At 74.0% G+C, this 20,608-nt stretch carries 17 protein-coding genes; 6 read left to right on the top strand and 11 right to left on the bottom strand.

Features of this window, described 5'->3' with window-relative positions:
• Positions 1-5: 5 nt before the first annotated feature.
• The gene (locus tag BUE41_RS00165; RefSeq protein WP_159444831.1) at positions 6-695 is read left to right on the top strand and encodes an HAD family hydrolase; all 690 of its coding nucleotides are present in this window, start codon (positions 6-8) and stop codon (positions 693-695) included.
• A gap of 13 nt (positions 696-708) precedes the next feature.
• Here the strand turns inward: BUE41_RS00165 and BUE41_RS00160 are convergent, their stop codons facing one another.
• Genes BUE41_RS00160 through BUE41_RS00150 form a run of 3 tightly spaced genes read right to left on the bottom strand, consistent with a single transcriptional unit; the run spans position 709 to position 3,805 of the window.
• Positions 709-1,446, bottom strand: a complete 738-nt coding sequence (locus BUE41_RS00160) for a dienelactone hydrolase family protein (RefSeq protein WP_073454760.1) — start codon at positions 1,444-1,446, stop codon at positions 709-711.
• A 37-nt stretch (positions 1,447-1,483) separates the two neighbouring features.
• A complete protein-coding gene (locus BUE41_RS00155) occupies positions 1,484-2,209 on the bottom strand; it encodes an HlyD family secretion protein (RefSeq protein WP_084754098.1) in 726 nt (241 codons plus the stop codon).
• 15 nt (positions 2,210-2,224) lie between these two features.
• Positions 2,225-3,805, bottom strand: a complete 1,581-nt coding sequence (locus tag BUE41_RS00150; protein WP_073454759.1) for an efflux RND transporter periplasmic adaptor subunit — start codon at positions 3,803-3,805, stop codon at positions 2,225-2,227.
• A gap of 197 nt (positions 3,806-4,002) precedes the next feature.
• Here BUE41_RS00150 and BUE41_RS00145 point away from each other — a divergent pair, with 197 nt between their 5' ends.
• A complete protein-coding gene (locus tag BUE41_RS00145) occupies positions 4,003-4,656 on the top strand; it encodes a TetR/AcrR family transcriptional regulator (RefSeq protein WP_073454758.1) in 654 nt (217 codons plus the stop codon).
• A 4-nt stretch (positions 4,657-4,660) separates the two neighbouring features.
• Here BUE41_RS00145 and BUE41_RS00140 read toward each other — a convergent pair whose 3' ends face one another.
• Positions 4,661-5,491, bottom strand: a complete 831-nt coding sequence (locus BUE41_RS00140; RefSeq protein WP_073454757.1) for a PhzF family phenazine biosynthesis protein — start codon at positions 5,489-5,491, stop codon at positions 4,661-4,663.
• Positions 5,492-5,579: 88 nt separating this feature from the next.
• Here BUE41_RS00140 and BUE41_RS00135 point away from each other — a divergent pair, with 88 nt between their 5' ends.
• Both BUE41_RS00135 and BUE41_RS00130 read left to right on the top strand, forming a co-directional pair.
• Positions 5,580-6,092 (top strand): mycothiol transferase, encoded by a 513-nt coding sequence (locus BUE41_RS00135; protein ID WP_073454756.1) that lies wholly within the window; start codon positions 5,580-5,582, stop codon positions 6,090-6,092.
• 505 nt (positions 6,093-6,597) lie between these two features.
• A complete protein-coding gene (locus BUE41_RS00130; RefSeq protein WP_159444830.1) occupies positions 6,598-7,914 on the top strand; it encodes a diguanylate cyclase in 1,317 nt (438 codons plus the stop codon).
• 233 nt (positions 7,915-8,147) lie between these two features.
• Here the strand turns inward: BUE41_RS00130 and BUE41_RS00125 are convergent, their stop codons facing one another.
• The 3 genes from BUE41_RS00125 to BUE41_RS00115 all read right to left on the bottom strand — a co-directional run bounded on the left by BUE41_RS00125 (position 8,148) and on the right by BUE41_RS00115 (position 11,537).
• On the bottom strand, positions 8,148-9,020 hold the full coding sequence (locus BUE41_RS00125; protein WP_073454754.1) for an amidohydrolase family protein: 873 nt from the start codon (positions 9,018-9,020) through the stop codon (positions 8,148-8,150).
• A 7-nt stretch (positions 9,021-9,027) separates the two neighbouring features.
• Positions 9,028-10,584: a flavin-containing monooxygenase gene (locus BUE41_RS00120; RefSeq protein ID WP_084754092.1), complete on the bottom strand. Its 1,557-nt coding sequence runs from the start codon at positions 10,582-10,584 to the stop codon at positions 9,028-9,030.
• A 98-nt stretch (positions 10,585-10,682) separates the two neighbouring features.
• Positions 10,683-11,537 carry a ketopantoate reductase family protein gene (locus BUE41_RS00115; protein WP_073454752.1) on the bottom strand — a complete coding sequence of 285 codons (855 nt, stop codon included), beginning with the start codon at positions 11,535-11,537 and terminating at the stop codon, positions 10,683-10,685.
• A 101-nt stretch (positions 11,538-11,638) separates the two neighbouring features.
• Between BUE41_RS00115 and BUE41_RS31570 the strand changes: the two genes are divergently transcribed.
• Together BUE41_RS31570 and BUE41_RS31565 are read left to right on the top strand one after the other, a co-directional pair.
• Positions 11,639-12,007, top strand: a complete 369-nt coding sequence (locus BUE41_RS31570; protein ID WP_073454751.1) for a DUF6027 family protein — start codon at positions 11,639-11,641, stop codon at positions 12,005-12,007.
• A 26-nt stretch (positions 12,008-12,033) separates the two neighbouring features.
• A complete protein-coding gene (locus tag BUE41_RS31565; RefSeq protein ID WP_073454750.1) occupies positions 12,034-12,852 on the top strand; it encodes a methyltransferase domain-containing protein in 819 nt (272 codons plus the stop codon).
• A 42-nt stretch (positions 12,853-12,894) separates the two neighbouring features.
• Here the strand turns inward: BUE41_RS31565 and BUE41_RS00100 are convergent, their stop codons facing one another.
• The 4 genes from BUE41_RS00100 to BUE41_RS00085 all read right to left on the bottom strand — a co-directional run bounded on the left by BUE41_RS00100 (position 12,895) and on the right by BUE41_RS00085 (position 20,599).
• Positions 12,895-14,103 carry an RtcB family protein gene (locus tag BUE41_RS00100; RefSeq protein ID WP_073455099.1) on the bottom strand — a complete coding sequence of 403 codons (1,209 nt, stop codon included), beginning with the start codon at positions 14,101-14,103 and terminating at the stop codon, positions 12,895-12,897.
• Positions 14,104-14,152: 49 nt separating this feature from the next.
• Complete coding sequence (locus tag BUE41_RS00095) at positions 14,153-15,097, bottom strand: 2-hydroxyacid dehydrogenase (RefSeq protein ID WP_200803698.1); 945 nt, start codon at positions 15,095-15,097, stop codon at positions 14,153-14,155.
• Between the two features lie 60 nt (positions 15,098-15,157).
• On the bottom strand, positions 15,158-15,745 hold the full coding sequence (locus tag BUE41_RS00090; RefSeq protein ID WP_073454749.1) for a globin domain-containing protein: 588 nt from the start codon (positions 15,743-15,745) through the stop codon (positions 15,158-15,160).
• Positions 15,746-16,216: 471 nt separating this feature from the next.
• Positions 16,217-20,599, bottom strand: coding sequence for a hypothetical protein (locus BUE41_RS00085; protein ID WP_073454748.1), 4,383 nt, complete (start codon positions 20,597-20,599; stop codon positions 16,217-16,219).
• Between the last annotated feature and the right edge of the window lie 9 nt (positions 20,600-20,608).

The raw sequence follows: 20,608 nt of genomic DNA, 5'->3' as shown, positions 1-20,608 counted from the left end.
GGTGCGTGGCCAGGTTCCGGGCGATCGTCTTCGACTTCTACGGCACGCTCACCCCCGGCCGCACGGGCGCGCAGCAGCTCGCCGCCCGAGCGGCGCAGGCGGCGGCGCTCGGGATCGATCCGCACGTGTTCGACGCGGAGCTGACCGCCACCGTCGACGAGCGGTTCCGCGGTGCGGGCGGGTCGATCGAGGGGTCGCTCGCGTGGCTCGCCCGGCGCCTGGGGGTCGAGCCGGAACCGGCCGCGCTGCGGGAGGCGGCGCGGGTGCGGCTGTCGGCGGAGCGGCGGTTCGGCCAGCCGCGGCCCGAAGCGGTTGCGGTGCTCACCGCCGTGCGGGCCCGCGGGCTCGCCGTGGGGCTGGTCAGCGACTGCAGCGCCGAGCTGCCCGCCTACTACCCGCAGCTGCCGATCGCCCCGCTCGTCGACGCCCCGGTGTTCTCGTTCGTCCACGGCGTCCGCAAGCCGGACCCGCGGATCTTCACCGCCTGCTGCGCCGCGCTCGACGTGGACCCGGCGGACTGCCTCTACGTCGGCGACGGCGGCAGCAACGAGCTGCCCGGGGCCCGGGCCGTCGGGATGCACGCGGTGCACCTCGCCGTGCCGGGCGAGCAGCACGGTGTGGTCTACGGCCGGCACGAGACCTGGGACGGGCCGCGCATCGCCGCCCTGCCCCAGGTCCTCGACCTGCTGGACTGACTCGGCCGGCGGATCAGCGCAGCGTGGTCGCGTACAGCTGCTCCAGCGCGGCCCAGTGCCGCTTCTGCGCCTCCGGGTCGTAGGTCGGGTTGTCCGGCACGGCGAACCCGTGCAGCGCCGGGTAGAACTCCAGCGTGTGCGGCACCCCGGCGTCGGTGAGCGCCTGCTCCAGCAGCTCCGCCTGCTCCGGGGTGTAGGAGTTGTCGTTCTCCGCGCCGGCGACGTAGACGGTCGCGGTGATCTTGTCCGCGCGCAGGTGGGGGCTGTTGGGGTTGTCCGGGTCGGCGAGCCCGCCGCCGTGGAACGACGCCGCCGCGCCGATCTTGTCGCCGAGGTGGCCGGCGACGGTGAGCGAGATCCGCCCTCCCATGCAGTACCCGGTGGTGCCGATCGGCCCGTCCGTCACCTCGGGCCGGGCGTGCAGCGCCTCGATGAACGCCTCGGTGTCGGCGACGACCATCTCGTTGGTCAGCGACTTCAGCATCGAGAACAGGCGGGCCCGCTCAGCCTCGTCGGAGAACGCGGTCTTCATGTCGAAGGGCGCCCAGTCGCCGTGGCGGTAGTAGACGTCGGGGAGCAGGACCGCGTAGCCCATGCCGGCGAGGTGGTCGGCCATCTCCGCCATCGTCGGGCGGGCGCCGCCCGCGTCGGGGAAGAGGATCACGCCCGGCCACGGTCCGCTGCCCTCGGGGGTGTGCAGCGTGGCCGGGCAGGTGCCGTCGGGGGTGGTGATCGAGAGATCGTGGCGCATGCGGAGAGTTCTACACCGCGGCCCGTCGCCTGCGGACTCAATCCTTGTGGATCCGCACCGTGACGTTCATGCCCGGCACCAGCGCGAGCCCCTTGGTGTCCGAGATCGCGATCTTGACCGGGATCACCTGGGTGACCTTCTGGAAGTTGCCCGAGGTGTTGGACTGCGGGAACGCGGAGAAGATCCCGGCCGCTCCACCCTGCACCTCGCGCACGGTGCCGGTGAACTTCTCGCCGGGGAACGCGTCGACGGTGATGTCGACGAGCTGGCCGATGCGCACGTCGTCGATGTCGGTCTCGTCGACGCGGGCGGTCACGTAGATCTTCGAGAAGTCGTAGGCGATGGCGAGCTGGGTGCCGGCCGCCACGAACGCGCCCTCCACCCCGTTGTCGACGACGACGGTCGCGGTGCCGGGCGCTCGGATGGCCTGCTGCGGTTGCACGAACCCGCCCTGGACGCGGATCCGGCCGACGATCTGGTCCTTCTTGATCACTCGGCCCTGGGTGGCCTGCCAGTCGACGAGGGTACCGCTGGTGGGCGCGTTCACGACGATCTGGTCGCCGTCGATCTGGGCGTTGTCGGTGCTGACGTACCGACCCGCCTCGACGACGTAGACCGCGACCAGCACGATCGTCGTGATCACCGCGACGACGCTGATCACGATCAGTGCGATGCGGGTCGACCGCTTGAGCGGGCGGCGCGCGGGTGCGCCCCCTTCGACCGGCGCCGCCTCGACCGATCCCCCGGCCGCTCCCCCAGCCATACCGCGACCCCTCTCCTACTGCCCCACCGGGAGCAGCACCTGCTGCCCCTCCTGCAACCCGGACACGACCTCGGTGCGGTCCAGCCCCACCTGGCCGGGCTGGAACGGCACGTCCGCCGGGCCGTTCGGGCCGAGCACGGTGACGACGCTGCGGCCGTCCACGTTGCGCACCGCCGACGACGGCACCGTCAGCACGTCCTCCGTCTCGCCGGTGATGACGTTGGCAGTGGCCGTCAGGCCGCTCTTCAGCCGCGGATCGTCGCTGTTCAGCGTGATCGTCGCGTAGTAACTGATCACACCGCCGATCGAGGTGGCCACCGGCGCCACCGAGAGCACCGAGCCGGGCGCGGTCAGGTCGGGGATCGCGTCGAAGGTGACGTCGGCCCGCTGGCCGGGCTGGATCTGCACGGCGTCGGACTCGTTGAACGGCACCACGACCTGGAACTGGTCGACGTCGCTGAGCACGATGAACTGGGTGCCGCCCGGCCGGTTCGCGGACACCCCGGTGGCCGCCGCTGCGGCCCCGCCGCCGGTCGCGCCGCCCGCCCCGGGGATCGGGGCGTCGCTGCCGGGCGCCAGCGCGCTCGTGCCGGTGCTGGGTGCCAGGTATTCGCCGACGGTGCCGTTGATCACGGCCACAGTGCCCGCGACCGGGGCGCGCAGCGTGCAGTTCTCCACGTCGCGGCGGGCCTGCTCGACCGCCGCCCGGGCGGCGGCGACGAGCGCGGCCTGCTGATCGATGCTGTGCGGGCGGTCCGCGGAGGTCGAGTCGAGGTTGTTCTGCGCACTCACCACGGCCTGTCGAGCGTTCTCGATCTGCACCCGGCCGTTGGCCTCATCGATCTCGCGCTTCTGCTCGGCCTGCTCCAGCGCGGCCTTCGACGCGGCGACCTGCTGCTTCGCAGCCGCTACTGCCTGCTGGTCGGCAGTGCAGCTGGGGCTGGTCAAGAGCGACGTCGAGCGGCGCGGCCACCCGGTGTCGTCGTCGTCAGCGTCGTCGTACGACGCGCTGGATCGTCCTGACCCGCAGCTGGCCGCCGCCTTGGCCTCGGCCTGGCGCAGCGCGTTCTTGTCGGCGGACAGCTGGCGCTCGGCGGCGCCGATCGAGACGTCGTCGGCCTCCAGCATCGCCTCGACGGAGTCCTCGGTCGCCTCGAGGATCTGCTGGGCCTGCGCGAGGGTGTTCTCCGCGCCGGACACCGCGGGCGAGTCCGTGATCCGCGCCAGCGCCGCCTCCTGCGCGGCGAGCTGGGCCTCCTGCTGCTTGAGCACCTGCTTCGCCGCGAAGTCGTCGACGGTGGCCAGCACCTGCCCGGCCTCCACCCGATCGCCCACCTTGACCAGCACGGAGGTGAGCTGCCCCCCCTTGGGGAACCCGAGGTTCTGCTCGGTGATCGCGGTCAGCGCACCCGGGGCGGAGACCCCGGTCGTCAACGTCGCGCGCTCCACCGTCGCGGTGCGCGGCTTGTCCGACTCGGCCGCCGTGCAGGCGACCGCACCGATGCCGACCACACCGACGAGCGCGGTGGCGGCGGCGAGCACACGGGTCCGGTTGATCACGAAACCTCCGCCGGACCGGGCGTGGCGGGCGTCCATCGAGCTCCTTCCCGCACGACTGCTCCACTCGGGGGACGAATGGGTCGTCATACGGACCGTCCGTGGCGGTTCCGCCGTCACGGAACCACCGTGTGGCGCAATGTAAACCACGTGGATCGGTATCTGAGAGACACCCCTCCGCTTTTCTGCAGCGGTCGAGTGATGCGACACTCGTCCGAACGGAGGACGAAACGGACATGGATTCCGAACAGCCGACGACGGCACGCGGTTCGGCGCCGCTGCGCGCCGACGCGCGCCGCAACCGTGACCGGATCATCGCAGCCGCTGCTCAGGCCTTCGCCGTCCGGGGCCCGGACCTCCCGGTCGAGGAGATCGCCCGGGCGGCCGGGGTCGGCATCGGCACCGTCTACCGGCGGTTCCCGGACCGCGACGCGCTCATCCGCGCCGTCGCGCAGGAGACCGTCCGCAGTGCGATGGCGCACGCGCGCGCCGCGGTGATCGAGGAGCCCACCGCCTGGGCCGCGCTGGAGCGCTTCCTCCGCCAGTCCCACGAGGTTCGGCTGGCGGTGCGGCTGGTCATCGACTCCCCCGGCGCCCGCGCCGCGATGGAGGACGACCCGGAGATCTACGAGCTGCGCCGGGTCATGCTCGACGTGCTGGACCGGATCGTGCACGCCGCCCAGGCCGAGGGCAGCCTGCGCGCTGACGTCGGCACCGGGGACGTAGCCGCCGCCTTCCTGCTGCTGGTGCGGCCGCTGATCGTCCCGGAGGCGGACACCGCCGCCTCCGCGCTGGAGCGCTGCCTCGGGGTGCTGCTCGACGGGCTGCGGGCGAGCGCCGCGACCTCGCTGCCCGGCGAGGCGCTCGCCCGCACCGCCCTTGAGCACTGACTCGTCAGATCTCCACCTCGCCCCGGATGTGCGTGCGCACCGCACCGCCCACCCAGACGGTGCCGGCGGCGTCGCGCTCGACGTCCACCCGACCGGCCCGGCCGAGCGCGGTGCCCTGCCGTGCCGCGTAGGGCCCGCTCACCCGGCCGCTGGCGTAGAGCCACTGGGCGACACCGGCGTTGAAGCTGCCTGTGACCGGGTCCTCGCAGGTAGCGCCGTTCTTGACGAAGAAGGCGCGCACCTCGAAGGCGAACTCGCTCCCTGCAGGGTACGGCCCGATGATCCCCACGTCGCCGGGCACCAGCCCGGGCTGGACGGCCAGCACGGCGTCGGCGTCCTCCAGCAGCACGGCCCGCCAGCCCGGCCCGTTGGACACCCACTCGGCGGCCCGGATCGCACCCGGATCGATGCGCAGGCCCTCGGCGAGCGCGGCCCGTTCGGCGTCGTCGACCGGCCCGGACCGCAGCAGGGGCGGCGCAGCGAAGGCCAGCCCGCTCGCCGTGCGCCGGACGGTGACCGCCCCGGCACCGCAGTCCTGCACCACCGCGTCCGCGGTGTGCTCCGGATGCGCGGTGAGCCATGCGTACGCGCTGCCGAGCGTGGGGTGACCGGCGAAGGGCAGCTCCCGGTCCGGGGTGAAGATGCGGGTGCGGTAGTGGGCGCCCTCCCGGGTGGGCGGCAGCAGGAACACCGTCTCGGACAGGTCGGTCCACTGCGCGAACCGCTGCATCTGCTCATCGGCCAGCCCGGTGGCGTCGTGCACCACCGCGAGCGGGTTGCCGGTCAGCGGGCCGGTGGCGAAGACGTCGAGCTGGGCGAACGGATAAGTGGTCACCCCGTCATCGTCGCCGCGGCCCTCCGCCGGGCAAGGTCCACCTGGGCCGGGGTGGCGTTCGGCGCCCGGGCGGGCAGACTCGGGGCTCATGAACACCGCGGAGTTGCTGCTCGACGGCTTCGACCGGGTCCGGGGCTCGGTCCACGCGGCCGTCGAAGGCCTGGACGTCGACCGGCTCACCCATCGGGTCGACCCGGACACCAACACGATCGCGTGGCTCGTCTGGCACCTGACGCGGGTGCAGGACGACCACGTGAGCGAGGTGGCCGGGATCGAGCAGGAGTGGACGGCGGGCGGCTGGGCCGAGCGGTTCGGGCTGCCGTTCGACCCGGCGGCCACCGGCTACGGGCACACCAGTGCGGAGGTCGCCGCGGTGCGCACCCCCGCCGCGGACCTGCTCGCCTACTACGACGCCGTGCACGAGCGGACGACGGCCTTCCTGCGCACCCTCACCGACGCCGCGCTCGACCGGATCGTCGACGAGCGCTGGGATCCGCCGGTCAGCCTCGGCGTCCGGTTGATCTCCGTGCTCGACGACGACCTCGAGCACGCGGGGCAGGCGGCGCTCCTGCGCGGGATCGCCGACCGGGTACACCGCTGATCGCTTTTCCGGACACCCGGCAAGCGTGCCTCACACCACGCACGAAAATTGCGCACCTGCAATTGCAGATGCACCCACGGATGCGGTGCGTGAACCTCAGGTCACACCGTGTCGCTGCGGGACCGACCAGCGCCACAGGCCGACCCGCCGACCAGGTGATCTTGTATCGCTGCAGGTCAAAACCAGTCCCAGCCGCGCATGTCCCCCTCCTTCCGCGCTTCGCGGGTGGTCGACGAGAGGTCGGCGAACGCACCGCAAGAGGCAGGACAATGGACCGACAACGGTCCGTCGCGCCATGGCACCGCAGATCATCCCCGACTCCGGATCACCATTACACAACCATTAGCGCCGAACAAGGCGATCATTTTGACAAGTGTCCAGAAGTCGGTGTCGATCAACTCCGTTCAGCTGATAAGTGCTGCGCTGAACGGAGTAGGCGGGTGTGACGAATCCCGGCGGTTACGATCGGGATCTGGCATGAACGCCGCTTCGGGGGGTGACCGACGTGCAGAGCCGGCGGTTCCCCGTGTTCGCCCTGCCCGGGCGGGCACTGGCGGTGGTCGTCGCCGTCGAGCTGGCGACCGCGCTGCTGGTCGTCGGCGACGTCGTGCGGGTGGCGACCGGCGCGGTCGCCGTCACTCCGCATCACCTCGCGACGGCCGGCCTGCTCACCGCGGCGGGCGTGCTGCACCAGGAGGTCTCGTCCCGGGTGGAGCGCTACCGCAGCCGGGTCGCGAGCGGCAGCGGAACGGCGGCGCTCAACCTGGGCTCGCTGTGGATCGCGACGGCCGCGCTGCTCTGCCCGACCCCGGTCGCGGTCGCCGTGGCGGTGGTCAGCTACCTGCACCTGCGCTGCTTCGTCTACCCGGCGCACGCCAACCGGGATCTCTACAAGATCGTCTACTCGGCGTCGGCCACCCTCCTGGCCGTGCACGCCGCGAGCGCGGTCACCGACGGTGACGTCACGCTGGCGACGACGGTGGGCGCGCTCGCCGCCTACCTCGCGGTGGACACGGTGGCGGTCGTCGGGGTCGTCGTGCTGTCCGGGGTGCTCAAGATCCGTGACCTGCCCCGGCTGCGGCCCGAGCTCACCCTCGAGACCGCGCTGCTGTGCCTGGCCGCGCTGCTGACCGCGGCCATGTCGATCCAGCTGTGGCTCATCGCGTTCGTCTTCCCGCCGCTCCTGCTGCTGCACCGGGCGCTGTTCGTGCGCCAGCTGGAGCTCGCCGCACGCATCGACGGCAAGACCGGGCTGCTCACCGCGGCGACGTGGCACGAACTGGCCACCGCTCACCTCGACGAGGCGCGCGTCCGTGGCCGGTCAGTGGGGGTGCTGATCGTCGACATCGACCAGTTCAAGGAGCTCAACGACCGCTACGGGCACCTGGCCGGCGACGCCGTGCTCGCGGCGCTCGCCCGCACGCTGCGCACTACGCTGCGCCGGCGCGACGCGGTCGGCCGGTTCGGCGGCGAGGAGTTCGTCGTGCTCCTGCCGCTGCCGCACACCGCGCCCGGGGAGAGCGCGCGCGCCGAGCTGGGCACGGTCGCCGAGCGGATCCGTGCCGCGGCGGAGGCGCTGCGCGTCGAGGCCGGTACCGGACCGGAGCCGGTCGTGATCGACCACGTCACCGTGTCGGTCGGCGGTGCGGTCTTCCCCGACCACGGCCACCACCTGCTGGACGTGGTCGCCGCGGCGGACGCGGCGCTCTACGAGGCCAAGCGGAGCGGCCGGAACGCGGTCCGGCTCGCCAAGCGCCGACCCGCGCCGGCGGGCCGGGCGGGCGCCGAGCAGACGGGCAGGCAGGCCGACCGCGATCGCTGACGACCCGTGTTCCCCGCTCTGGCAGACTTTCCGGACTGCTCCGTGCGCGGCCCGGGCCCGCGTCTGGCGGCCTCGGATGCGCCGATCGCCGACGAACTGCGCAGGATTCACCCGCCGGTATCCGGAGGATCAGCACGGACGACCGCCCTGATCGAACGACGAGCATCCCGGTGTGCGGCTCCGCGACCTCCCCGCACACGCAAAGACGATCCTCTGATTCGTCCTCCTGGTCGTCAGCCGAGCAGGCGCGCCACCGCGACCGTCTCCAACCCCGCGCCGGGCAGCGGATCGGTGTAGCGGGCGTACGGCTCGTCGCTGCCGGCGACCATCTGCTCGACGCCCAGGGCCTCCGCCACGGCGCCGGTCGCGCGGGCACCGTACGACGAGGTCTCCACGAACACGCCCGGATCGGTGGTGACCGGCCCGCCCCGGGCGACCGCCCGTTCCGCGTGCAGCGGGGCGAGCCCGGCCAGCATCGCGAAGCACACCCGCAGCCGCGGGTGCCGGGTTCGGCCCGCCGCGGCGAACGCGAACCAGGCCGCGTGCATCTGCTGCACGTAGGGCACGAGGGCGGCCCACCACGCGGGAGCGCCCGGGGTGGCCGGGGCCGGCCCGGGATGGACGAACAGCGGCCGGTTCCACCGCTCCAGTTCGTGGAGCAGCGGGGCGACCCGCCGCAGCCCCGCGGCGTCGCCGAGGGCAGTGGCGGGAAGCTGGAGGCCGACGCAGCCGGCGTCCAGCGCTGCGGCCAGTGCGGCGGGGTCGGGCTCGGAGACGGCCGCTGCGGCCCACACCCCGAACGGCCCGGGCAGTTCCAGCGCGCCCGCGTGGTAGGCGGTGAGCAGCGGCGCGGCCTCGGCCGCCGGCAGGTGCTCGATGCCCAGCGGCGACGACAGCGACACGAGCGCCCGGCCGAACCCGGCCGCGGCGAGCCGCTCGGCGCGCGCGGCGGGATCGTGGTCGGCCGGATCGACGGCGAACGGTGGCTCTCCGGCCAGGTGCAGGGTCCAGCCGTCCAGCCGCGGCGGATCGCGTCGGGCCCGCAGCGCCTCGATCAGCGCGGCGGGCCAGATGTGCTGGTGGACGTCGGTGCGGCCGGGGGTCACCCGGCCATCATGCCGATGCCTCCTGCGCGCGCGCCGCAACCCGCGTGCGCGGCCGTTCGAACCGCATCCCGACGGTCACCCTGGCCCGCTTCATCTGCAGCCGCTCCAGCGGGTAGTTCATCCGCACGGTCCACGGGCTGCGGCTGCCCTGCTTCGGCAGCTGGTCCAGCGATCGGCGGATGTAGCCGGGCGTGAAGTCGAGCAGGGGGCGGCGGACGACCGTCGGATCGGTGTTCACCGGGACGGCCACCGCGTAGCCGTGGTCGCGCATGTGGGCCAGCAGCCGGGTGACGAAGTCGGCCACCAGGTCGGCGCGCAGCGTCCACGACGAGTTGACGTAGCCGAACGTGTAGGCGAAGTTCGGGACGCCCTCGAGCATGAGCCCGCGGTAGGTCATCACGTCGCGCGGCAGGATCGGTGTGCCGTCCACGGACGGGACGACGCCGCCGAGCATCCGCAGGTTCAGCCCGGTGGCGGTGACGACGACGTCCGCTTCCAGCTCCTCCCCGGACGTGAGCCGGATGCCGCGCTCGGTGAACGACTCGATCTGCCCGGTCACGACGGACGCGGTGCCCGCGCGCAGGGCCCGGAACAGGTCGCCGTCGGGCACCACGCACAACCGCTCGTCCCACGGGTCGTAGCGCGGGGTGAAGTGGGTGTCGAGGTCGAAGCCGGGCAGCTCGCGCTCGGTCATCCGGCGGATCAGCGCCCGGGCCTGTCGCGGGAACGCCTGCATGAGCTGGTAGTTCGCCATCTGCAGCAGGACGTTCTTCCACCGCACGATCGGGTAGGTGAGCCGGACCGGCAGCACCTTGCGCAGCTTGGTGTCCAGCGGGTCGCGCTTGGGCAGCGACACGATGTACGTCGGCGAGCGCTGCAGCATCGTGACGTGGGCGGCCTCGTCGGTCATCGCGGGCACGAGCGTGATCGCGGTGGCCCCGCTGCCGATGACGACGACCCGCTTGCCCGTGTAGTCGAGGTCCTCGGGCCAGTGCTGGGGGTGGACGATCCGGCCGGTGAACCGCTCCGCGCCGGGGAACTCGGGGGCGTAGCCGCGCTCGGCGTCGTAGTAGCCGGAGCAGTGCCAGAGGAACCCGCAGGTGATCGTGGACCGGTCCCCCGTGACCGGGTCCGCGAGCTCGACGGTCCAGCGCTGGTCGGCGCTCGACCAGTCCGTGGCCACGACCCGGCGGTGGAACCGGATCCGCTGGTCGATGCCGTACCGGCGGGCGGTCTCCGTGAGGTAGTCGAGGATCGCCGGGCCGTCCGCGATGGAGACGTCGGACAGCCACGGCGCGAATCCGTACCCGAGGGTGTGCATGTCGGAGTCCGACCGCACCCCCGGGTAGCGGAACAGGTCCCACGTGCCGCCGATGGCCGCGCGGGCCTCGACGATCAGGTACGAGCGCTCGGGGCAGCGGCTGCTCAGGTGGTAGGCGGCTCCGATACCGGAGATCCCGGCGCCGACGATCAGCACGTCGACGTGCTCGGGGTCGTGCTCGGCGTCGTGCTCGGCGTCGTGCTCGGGACCGTGCTCGGGGTCCGGGGTGGTCTGCTGGGCCATGCGGGCTCCTCCGGGTAGGGCGGCGCAGCCAACTTACTCACGGTAACTTACTCCGGGTAGGCTGGCCAGCCCTGGAGGAGGAACCAGATCGATGCAGGTCAGCCCAGGATCGCGGCGACCGCCGACTTCGTAGCGGGCGCCTTCCCGGGCAGGGCGCGCAGGATCGGGCCCGCGATCGCGTCCAGCTCGAGCGTCGCCCCGGCGACCCGGTCCTTGAGCATCGACGAGCGCATCGACGCCGGCACCCCCGCGATCCGGGCGCGGACGGCGTCCGGATCGATCCTCGCGCCCCACTCGGCCGCGGCGGCGCACGCCTCGTCCACCAGCGCGGCCAGCTCGCTGGGCCGAGCCTCCCGGGCGGGCCCGATCGGTGCCTGCGTCGCGGTCGTCAACAGGGCTACCGGGGCCAGGAACGCCAGCTTCCGCCACAGCAGGGTGGCCTCGTCGGCGGCGGAGGTGTCGACGTCCAGCCCGGCCTCGGCGAGGAGCACGCCGGGCTCGGTCTCCCCGGCCGTGGCGTAGCTCGCGAACGGCGACAGGTGCTCGATCACGCCGGGTGCGGTGCGGGTGGCCTCCACCGAGACCGTCATCGGGACGACCTCCGCCTCCGGGTACACCCCCCGCAGGTACGCGACGTGGTCGACGCCGTTGAGCAGCGGCACGACCGTCGCCCGGCCGACCACGGCGGCGGGGGCGCGCAGCAGCGCGGCCGCGAGGTCCGGCGCCTTCGTGGCGACGACGAGGACGTCCGGGGGCTCGACGAGCCAGCTGCGGGCCTCGACCGCCGCGGTGATCTCGCCGTAGGTGTCGCTGGCCAGGCTCAACCCGTGCACGGCGATCGCCGCGGTCGTGCGGTCCGAGCCCAGCACGACCACCTCGTGACCGGCCTTCGCCAGCAGTGCCCCGAGCATGCCACCGACCGCACCCGCACCCAGCACCGCGACCCGTGCCATCAGTCCGACTCCCCCTCTCGTTGCGTGCAGCACTCATCCAACACCGCCCCCGAGGCGCCCCGGCAGGCGGCAGGGCCGTCGTCCACCCCTACCGTTCGCCCATGACCGCCGAGCCCCACATCGTCCTGGAGCGCTGGTCCGGCCCGTGGCCCGACGACGACCCGGACGCCGCGTTCAAGGCCGAGGTAGCCGACTACACCCGCCTGGATCCCACCGTCACCCTGCAGGGCCTGTCCGCCCGCACCGGCATCCCGGTCGGTGCGCTGGCCCGCTACGTGCTGGCGAAGTGGGCCACCGCGGGCAGCGGCGGGCTCATGGAGCTGGGCCCGCAGACCCTGCACCGGCTGTGGGAGCCGATCGCCGCTGCCGAGCAGGCCGGCACCGATACCGTCCGGCTCGCCGCGTACGAGCAGCTCAAGGGGATGCTGTCGTGGCTGCGGGTGCCGCTGGAGCACCCGGAGGTCTACTGACCGGGGACCGGGCGCAGAATCGCCGGGTGAGCGTCGAGCGGGAGAAGACCTACACGCACGGCCACGCGCCGAGCGTCCTGCGGTCCCACCTGAACCGGACGGTCGCCAACTCCGCGGCGTACCTCGCCGACCGCCTGGTGCCCGGCGCAGCCGTGCTCGACGTCGGCTGCGGGCCGGGGACGATCAGCATCGACATCGCGCGGCGGGTGGCGCCGGGTCGCGTGCTCGCGATCGACGCCGCCGAGGCCCCGCTGGCGGGAGCCCGCGAGCGGGCGGCCCAGGCCGGGATCGACACGATCACGTTCGAGGTGGGCGACGCCTACGCGCTCGATCTGCCCGACGACAGCTTCGACGTGGTGCACGCCCACCAGGTGCTGCAGCACCTCGGCGACCCGGTCGCGGCGCTGCGCGAGATGCTGCGGGTGTGCCGGCCCGACGGCGTCGTGGGCGTGCGCGACGCCGACTACGCGGCCATGACCTGGTACCCGGCCGATCCGCTGCTCGACCGCTGGCTGGCGATCTACCGCGCGGTCGCGCGGGGGAACGGCGCTCAGCCCGACGCCGGCCGCCACCTGCTGGCGTGGGCACGCGCCGCCGGGGCCGCGAGCGTCGTCCCGTCGGCGTCGGTGTGGTGCTACGCCACCCCCGAGGAGCGGGAGTGGTGGGGCGGCATGTGGGCCGACCGCATCGTCGAGTCCGACCTGACCCGCCAGGCGATCGACGGCGGCCACGCCGACTTGGCCGAGCTGCGCGCGATCTCCGCCGCGTGGCGGGCGTGGGCGGTGCACCCCGACGGTTGGTTCGCCATCCTGCACGGCGAGGTGCTCGCCGCACCCGCCCGCTGATCCCCACCCGCTGATCGCAGCTGGAGATCTCAGCCGGAGATCTCACCCCTTCACGCAGACCAGTGCGCGCAGCCGCGCCACGACGTCGACCAGGTCGGACTGCTGCGCCATCACCGATTCCAGGTCCTTGTAGGCGCCGGGGATCTCGTCGAGCACTCCGCTGTCCTTGCGGCACTCGACGCCCTCGGTCTGGGCCTGCAGGTCGGCGATGCTGAACGTGCGCTTCGCCGCGGCCCGCGACATCTTCCGACCCGCGCCGTGGCTGGCCGAGCAGTACGCCGCAGGGTTCGCCCTCCCGCGCACGATGTAGGAGCCGGTGCCCATCGAGCCGGGGATGATGCCCAGCCGCCCGTCGGCGGTGGAGATGGCGCCCTTGCGGGTGACGATCAGGTCCACCCCGTCGTAGGTCTCCTCGGCGACGTAGTTGTGGTGGCAGCTGATCTCCTCGCCGAACTCGACGGGCCGGCTCAGCGCCCGCACGAACGCCGACTTGACCAGCTCCATCATCACCATGCGGTTCAGCCGGGCGTACTCCTGCGCCCACCGCAGGTCGGCCAGGTAGGCGGCCATCTGCGGGGTGCCGGCCAGGAAGACCGCCAGGTCGCGATCGGGGAGCCCGGCGTTGTGCGGCAGCGCCTTCGCGGCCTCGATGTGCTCGTCGGCCAGGACCTTCCCGATGTGGCGGGAGCCGGAGTGCAGCATCAGCCACACCCGTTCGTCCTGGTCGGCGCAGACCTCGATGAAGTGGTTCCCGCCGCCCAGCGAGCCCACCTGCTGGTGGGCCCGCTTGCGCAGGTCGTCCGCCGCCGTCGCCGACATGCCCTTCCGCAGGGCGTGCAGCGCGTCGAACCGGGCCCAGAAGTCGTCCCAGTCGTAGGCGCGGTGCAGGCCCACCCGGCGCAGGTCGAGGCCGTTCCTGTGCAGGGCGAACCCGACCGGCACGGCCCGTTCGACGGCCGCGCGCACCCCGCGCAGCGAGTCCGGCAGCTCGGCCGTCGTGACCCCGGTGGGCACCGCCGACATCCCGCAGCCGATGTCGACGCCGACGGCGGCGGGCGCGACCGCGTCGCGCATGGCGATCACCGAACCGACGGTCGCGCCCTTGCCCAGGTGCACGTCGGGCATGACGGCCACGCCGTGGGTCCACGGCAGGTCCGCCACGGTGCGCAGCTGCTGCAGCGCCGCGGGCTCCACCGTCGCCGGATCGGTCCACATGCGCACCGGGGCCCGCGTTCCCGGCAGGATCTCCATGGCCGCCATGGTGGCGCACCCGCCCGCGGGGGTCCCGGGAATTCCGTGGTCAGGGCACGGGCGTGAGCGCTGTCCCGCGCTCGAACCAGGAGATCAGGTTGTCGACGACGAGCTGCCCCATCGCGCGGCGGGTGGCGAGGCTCGCCGAGCCGACGTGCGGCAGCAGCACGACCGTCTCCATGTCGATCAGCTCCTGGGGCACGTGCGGCTCGTCCTCGTAGACGTCGAGGCCGGCACCGCCGATCGTGCCCTCGCGCAGGGCCGTGATCAGCGCCTGGGTGTCGACGACGGAGCCGCGGCCGATGTTGATCACGATGCCGTTCGGGCCGAGGGCGGCGAGCACGTCGGCGTCGACCAGGTGCCGGGTCGCCCGCCCGCCCGGCACGACGACCATCAGCGTGTCGACGGCGGCGGCCAACTCACGCGCGGACGGGTAGTACGGGTAGTCGACGTCGGTGCGGCGGTTGCGGTTGTGGTAGGCGATGCGCAGCCCGAACGGCTCGGCCCGCTTGGCGATCTCCAGCCCGATCCGGCCCAGCCCGAGGATGCCGAGCGTGCGGCCGGCGAGCGTGTGCGGGGTGAGCCGGTACGGGCCCTCGTGCTCCCAGCGGCCGGCGCGCAGGTAGCGCTCGGCAGCGCCCAGCTCACGCACCGTCATGAGCAGCAGGCCCATCGCGGTGTCGGCGACCTCGGCGTCGAGCACCTCGGGGGTGTTCGTGACGACCACCCCCCTGGCCCGCGTGGCGTCGGTGTCGACGCTGTCGTAGCCGACCCCGAAGTGGGCCACGATCTGCAGCTTCGGCAGCTGGTCGAGCAGGGCGTCGTCGACCGGGCGCTGGCCGTTGGTCGCCACGGCGAGCACCTCGCCGCCGCGCTCTCGCAGCAGCACGGCCGGGTCGTCGGCCTCCCAGAGCTTGACGAGGTCGAACCGCTCCTCGCAGGCCTCGACGACGGTGGGGAGCATCGGGGTCAGCATCAGCACGACAGGAGCCACGGGGTCACCCTACGTGCCGGCCCGCCGGCGGGGCTGGCCGCCGGCGGGTGGGGCGGTCGGTCAGTAGTTGGGTGCGAAGCGGGTGTCGTGCGGGCCGCGCGGCTGCGGCAGCGGCTCGACGGGCCGGGGTGCCTGCGCGGGGACCGGGTACTGCGGCCGCTCCTCGGCGACCGGGGCCGGGCCGGCGGCCTCCGGTCCTGCGAGCCGGGCGTTCTCGGCGCCGGCGATCATGTGCGCGGTCACCCACTGCGCCAGCGCGATCCACGAGGAGCTCATCGCGCCGGAGAACGCGGGCCCGGCGACCTCGCGCACCGCGCGGACGAGTGCGTGCCCGATGTAGGTGTACTGCCAGGGCTCGACGCCGTAGCGGAAGAAGTGCCGGCGGCCCAGCTCGTGCAGCCGCGCCTCGAGCTGCGACAGGTCGGGCTCGGTCAGCCCGGTGATCGCAGCGAGGAGCATCTCGGTCATCTTGTACATCTGACCGGAGAGGTCGTGCGGGAACACCGCGCGCAGCCGTGGCTCCATCGCGAACAGCTCTTCGTAGAAGACCTCGGCCAGTTCCAGCGGTCGGTCCACCACGGCCTGCAGTGACTGGCGCACTGCGGCGATCGCGTCCGGCGCGGGCCGCGGGGGCAGCATCCCGGTCATCGGCCCGACCGCCGATCGGAGTACTGCACGTGCACAGCTGACACAGGTTGCCAATCGTCAGTGGTTTCGGGGGTGCCACGAACGTATCGAGACCAGACCGCGCGTCGCATCCCTGCCACGCCGACATGACGTTCCCTCGCGCTGGGCGGAAACTTGCGGTCACGGACCGTGTACGCGGGGTACGGGTTGCACCTCACCCGGAACGGGGTTCCCTGTTTCCGGGCCCCTTGACCGACGCCGCTTGCCCCACCCGGTCGTCCGCGTCGGGCTGATCACCCATCGGCACTGGTCACGATCCCGTGGCCACAAGCATGCTGCTCCGTGCCCCGACACCGACCGGCGGCAAGGCCGGATGCACCCGATCCGCGGCGGTGGCGGCGGCTACCGCCGACCGACCAGAACCCTCCGGCCACCGATGACATAACACCGGTTACGGGCCAGCGATCAGTGACGCTCCGTCACATGTGATCTTCATAGCAGGGTCAGCTCCGGGTTCTCCCGCCACAGCCGGGTGACGTCGACGGCGGCCGCCGGGTCGGTCTCGGCCACGGTCCGCTCGGCCACGCTGACGTACTCGCGCGAGCGCGACCGGGAATTGCGCAAGCGCACCACGTTCGGGAAGCGACCAACGGCCTTGAGGTCCCCCACCCCGGTCAGGAACACCAGCTGGATACCGTTGGCGGCGGCGACCTTGCGCTGCAGGTCGAGGAAGACCACGTAGTTCGCCTTGCCGAGCGGGTTGTCCAGCGGCAGCACACCCAGCCCCGGCTGGTCGCGGCCGCGGCCGGCGGCGCGCAGCTTGGCCACCGTGCAGAACAGCAGCAGCGAGATCGTCACCTTCTCGCCGCCGGACCACTTCCGCATCCGCTCCACCGACACCCGTTCGATCGCGTACGTGGTGGACGGCTTGAGCACCCGCGCCTTCCAGTTGCCCTCTCCGACGACCGCGCTCGTGGCCTGCCACAGCAGCTCGTGCCCGCGCGGGACCGGGCTGCCGCGGCCGGCCAGCGAGTCGACCAGCCGCGCGCAGCGGTCGCGCAGCACCGCGTCGGCCGTCTCCACGGTCGCCCGTGGCCCGACCTCGAGGAACCGCTGGCCGGCCCACTCGCCGAGGGTGTCCGGCAGCTCCGACAGCGCCTGCGCCCTGGCCAGCGCCTTGAGCGCCTGGCGCACCATGCCGACCATCGCGGTGACGACGACGCCCTTGTGCTCCTCCAGCTCGCCGAGGCGCTCCCGCAGCTGCGCGGCGTAGAGATCGAAGTCGCCGGCCAGCCGTTCGGCGTCGGGGAGCAGGTCGTCGAGCAGATCCCGGGCCGGGTCCTCGGTGCGGAACCGGTCGCGCACCGCGGGCTTGACCGAGCTGAACCGGTCCTCCGCCGCCCACAGCGCGAGCCTCTGCCCCTGCTGCTCCAGCGCCCGGCGCGCCTTCCGGGAGGCGGCCGCGGCTTGGTCCCACGCCTCGCGCGCCGTCTTCACCGCGGCGCGGGCGTCGTCCAGCGAGCCGGCGAAGGGCTCGGTGTCCGGCGCGCCGCCACGGGTGACGTCCTGGTCGGGCAGGGTCAGCAGCGCTGCGATGTCGCGCAGACCGGCCGCGCGCTGGCGGGCGGCCGTGACCTGCGCGGTCGCCTCAGCGGCCGCGGTCCTGGCCCGCTCCCCCGCCCGGCGGTGCTCCGCGGCACGGTGCTCGGCGGCGGCCGCGGCGGCGAGGGCACCTCCCCGGTCGGTGCCGCCGGGATCCACCGCGGCGTCCTCGGCGTCGAGCGCACCCACTTCCGCCAGCTCGGCGCGGGCGGCCCGCAGCTCCGCGCGGGCGTCGGCGGCGACGGCGACCGCGGCGTCGTGGGCGTCGGCCGCCCGTGCCGTGGCGGCGGCCTGGGCGTCGGGGTCGAGCCCGGAGGCCGCGTCGAGCAGCGCGACGGCGGCGGTGACGTCGCCGGCCGGCAGCGCGGCGACCTGGTCGCGGGCCCGGGCCTCGGCGTGCCGGGCCTCCTCCAGCGCCGAGGCCAGCGCGGACTCGGCCACCTCCCGGCGGTAGGCCCGGTCGGCGGCCTTCCACGCGGCGCGGGCCGCGTCGACCGAGAGATCGGGGTCGGATCCACCGTCCGGCACTGCACCGAGAGCGGCACGTTCGTCGCGGCGGGCCTGCTGGGTGCGGGCGAGCGCCTCAGCGTGGCGGCGGGCCGCCTCCGCGAGCGCCCGGTGGCGGGCCTCGGCCGCGGCTGCCTCTTCGACGTCCCGCGCGGCGGCCGCGAGCGCGGCGGGCAGTGCGGCGAGCTGCTCGCGGGGGGCTTCGGCGGCGCGTTCGGCGAGCGCACCGAGCACGCCCAGCGCCGCGGCCGCGGCCCGGCGGACCTCCTCGGCAGCACTGCGGGCGGCGTGCAGCTCGGCGTCGCGGACGGCGAGCGCATCCTCGGCCTCGGCGAGGTCGGCCGCCTCCCGGGCCAGCTCGGCCAGCCGCTCGTCGGCGGCCTCGCGGGCGGCCGCCAGCGCGTCGAGCGTGCCGGGTGGGCAGGCGGCGACCAGCTCGCGCAGCCGCCCCTGCAGCTCGGTGTCGCGCTCCAACGCGGCGAGCAGTTCCGCGTCCTGAGCGCTGCGGCCGGCCCGTGCCCGCTCCCGGGCCTCGAGCTCCGCGCCGGCGGCGGTCCGGTCGGTCAGGGCGGGGGCGGGTGGGACCAGGAACCCCGGTGCGGCAGCAGCCGGATCCGCGGCAGCCGCGGCGAGCTGTGCGGTGGTGCCGACGACGATCGCCGACAGCGGCCGCAGCCCGGCCTCGTCGAGCACCTTCATCGCCAGGGGCAGATCCTCCGGGTCGTGCACGAGCAGCCCGGACGCCAGCGCGGGGGCGGCCCGCAGCACCGCGGAGCGGGCCTGCGGCTCAACGTGGTCGGCGAGGTAGCGCCATCCGGTGACGGCGCTGATCCCGGCCTGCTCCAGCACGTCGTGGGCGTGGACGAGATCGAGGCTGCCGGGCAGCAGCTGGGTGGCCGACAGCGCCGCGAGGGCGCGCTCGTCCTCGGCCCCATCGACGGCGAGCTCGATGCGCCGCCGCTGGGCCCGGGCGATCGCGTGGGCGAGGGCATCGCCGAGATCGCGTGCCTCGGCGACCGGGTCGGTCAGCTCCCCGTCGCTCAGCGAGCGCAGGCGCTCGTCGGCGGCCAGCTCGGCGACCCGCGTGGACAGCTTGCGGTGACGGGCGTCGAGCTCGGCCCGTTCGCGTTCGACGACGGCCCGCTCGGTCAGCAGCGCTGTTCCGCGTTCCCGCAGCTCCTGACGTTCGGCGGCGAGGGCCCGCTGGGCGTCGGCGAGCCCGGCCAGCTCGGCCTGGGCGGCCGCGTCCGCGGCGCGGTGCCGGTCCAGCGCGGCCGCAGCGTCCTCGCCCTCGAGCAGGTGCCCGGCTGCCACGGCCGCGGTCAGGTCGCGGTCGAGCGCGGCCAGCGCCGCACGTGCGGTCTCCAGCTCGACGGCGACCCGGGCCCGCACGTCCCGCGCGGCCTCGGCCCGGTCCCGGGCGGCGCGCTCGGCCTCGCGCTCGGCTTGGGCCTCCGCACCCGCCGCGGCGATCTCCTCGTCGAGGGCGGCGACGGCGCGGTCGAGCGCGGCGGCGTAGTCGCGGGCGGCGGCGTCACGGCGTTCCCGCAGCGGTTCGGCGTCCTCGGTGGCGGCGGCGAGCTGGAGCTCGAGGTGGCGGGTGCGCTGCTCGGCCGCGCGCAGGGCGTGGACCGTCGGCACCGCGCGCCACGCCGCCAGCCGGGCGGCGGCCTCCTGCTCGGCTCGGGTGTGCGCCTCCACCGCGTCCTGCGCGGCGGTGTGCCGGTGCTGAGCGGCCACGCGCCGCCAGCGCCGGGCGGCGCGCTGCTCGGTCTGCTCGGCGGCGGCGTGTCGGGTGGCGTCGGCCTCGTGGGCGGTGACCGCCGCCGCGGCGACCTCCGCGGCCGCGTCCGCCTCGGTGGCCGCGGCGGCGAGCCCGGCGAGCAGGCTGCGCGCCGCCGCGGTCTCGCGCTCGAGCGCGTCGGCGGCCGCGCGATCGGCCGCGCCGGCGGCGACCAGTTCGCGCAGCCGCGGCCCGGCCTCCTCGGCGAACGCGAGGTCGGCCAGCAGCTCGGGCCGTTCGGCCAGCCCGGCGCGCACCCGTTCGAGGATGTCCGCGACGGCACCGGGCACCTCGGGATCGACGATCAGCTCCAGCAGGTACTGGACGAACTGGTCGGCGGTGCGGAACTGGAACTGCCCCTCGATCCCGCCCTCGGTGGCGTTCATCTGCAGGATCGGGGTGAAGATCTCCGGGTCGAGGCCCTGGGCGTCGAGCATCTGCCGCCAGCGGTCCATGCCGTCGGTGACCGCGGCCCCGCAGTGCGGGATCGCGTCCCACGCCCGCACGGCGGCCACGAACTCGCGCAGCGGCGTCTGCCGCCCGTCCTCGGTGCGGAACGGCAGCAGGTCCAGCTCCGCCCTCCCCGGCTGCGGGGTGAACAGGTACCAGCGGGAGACGAGCCGGTCGTGGTCGCGGGTCGGGTCGGCGGGCTGGGTGCGGTCGGCCCACTCGTACACCGCCCCGGTGACGAGGGTGCGCCCGTCCGGGCCGGACCACTCGACGACGACGTGCGCGGTGTCGGAGCCGAGCACGTAGTCCTCGAGGTGCTTGCCGGTGGCAGCGGTGGCGAGGAAGTCGCGCCGGTGCGGCCGGATCAGCGCGCACACCAGCGAGAGCACCGTCGACTTCCCGCCGCCGTTGCGCAGCCAGAGGATCGTGTCGAGCGGATGCCCCTGGGCGTCGGTGAAGTCGAGGGTGACGTCGAGGAACCGGGCGGCCGCCGGTCCGATGTGGTCGAGGCGGATCCGGCGGATCTGCCACATGACCGGTCC

It is taken from the genome of Pseudonocardia thermophila (genome assembly GCF_900142365.1).
GTDB lineage: Bacteria > Actinomycetota > Actinomycetes > Mycobacteriales > Pseudonocardiaceae > Pseudonocardia > Pseudonocardia thermophila.
This window is presented reverse-complemented; position numbering and strand designations above follow the sequence as displayed.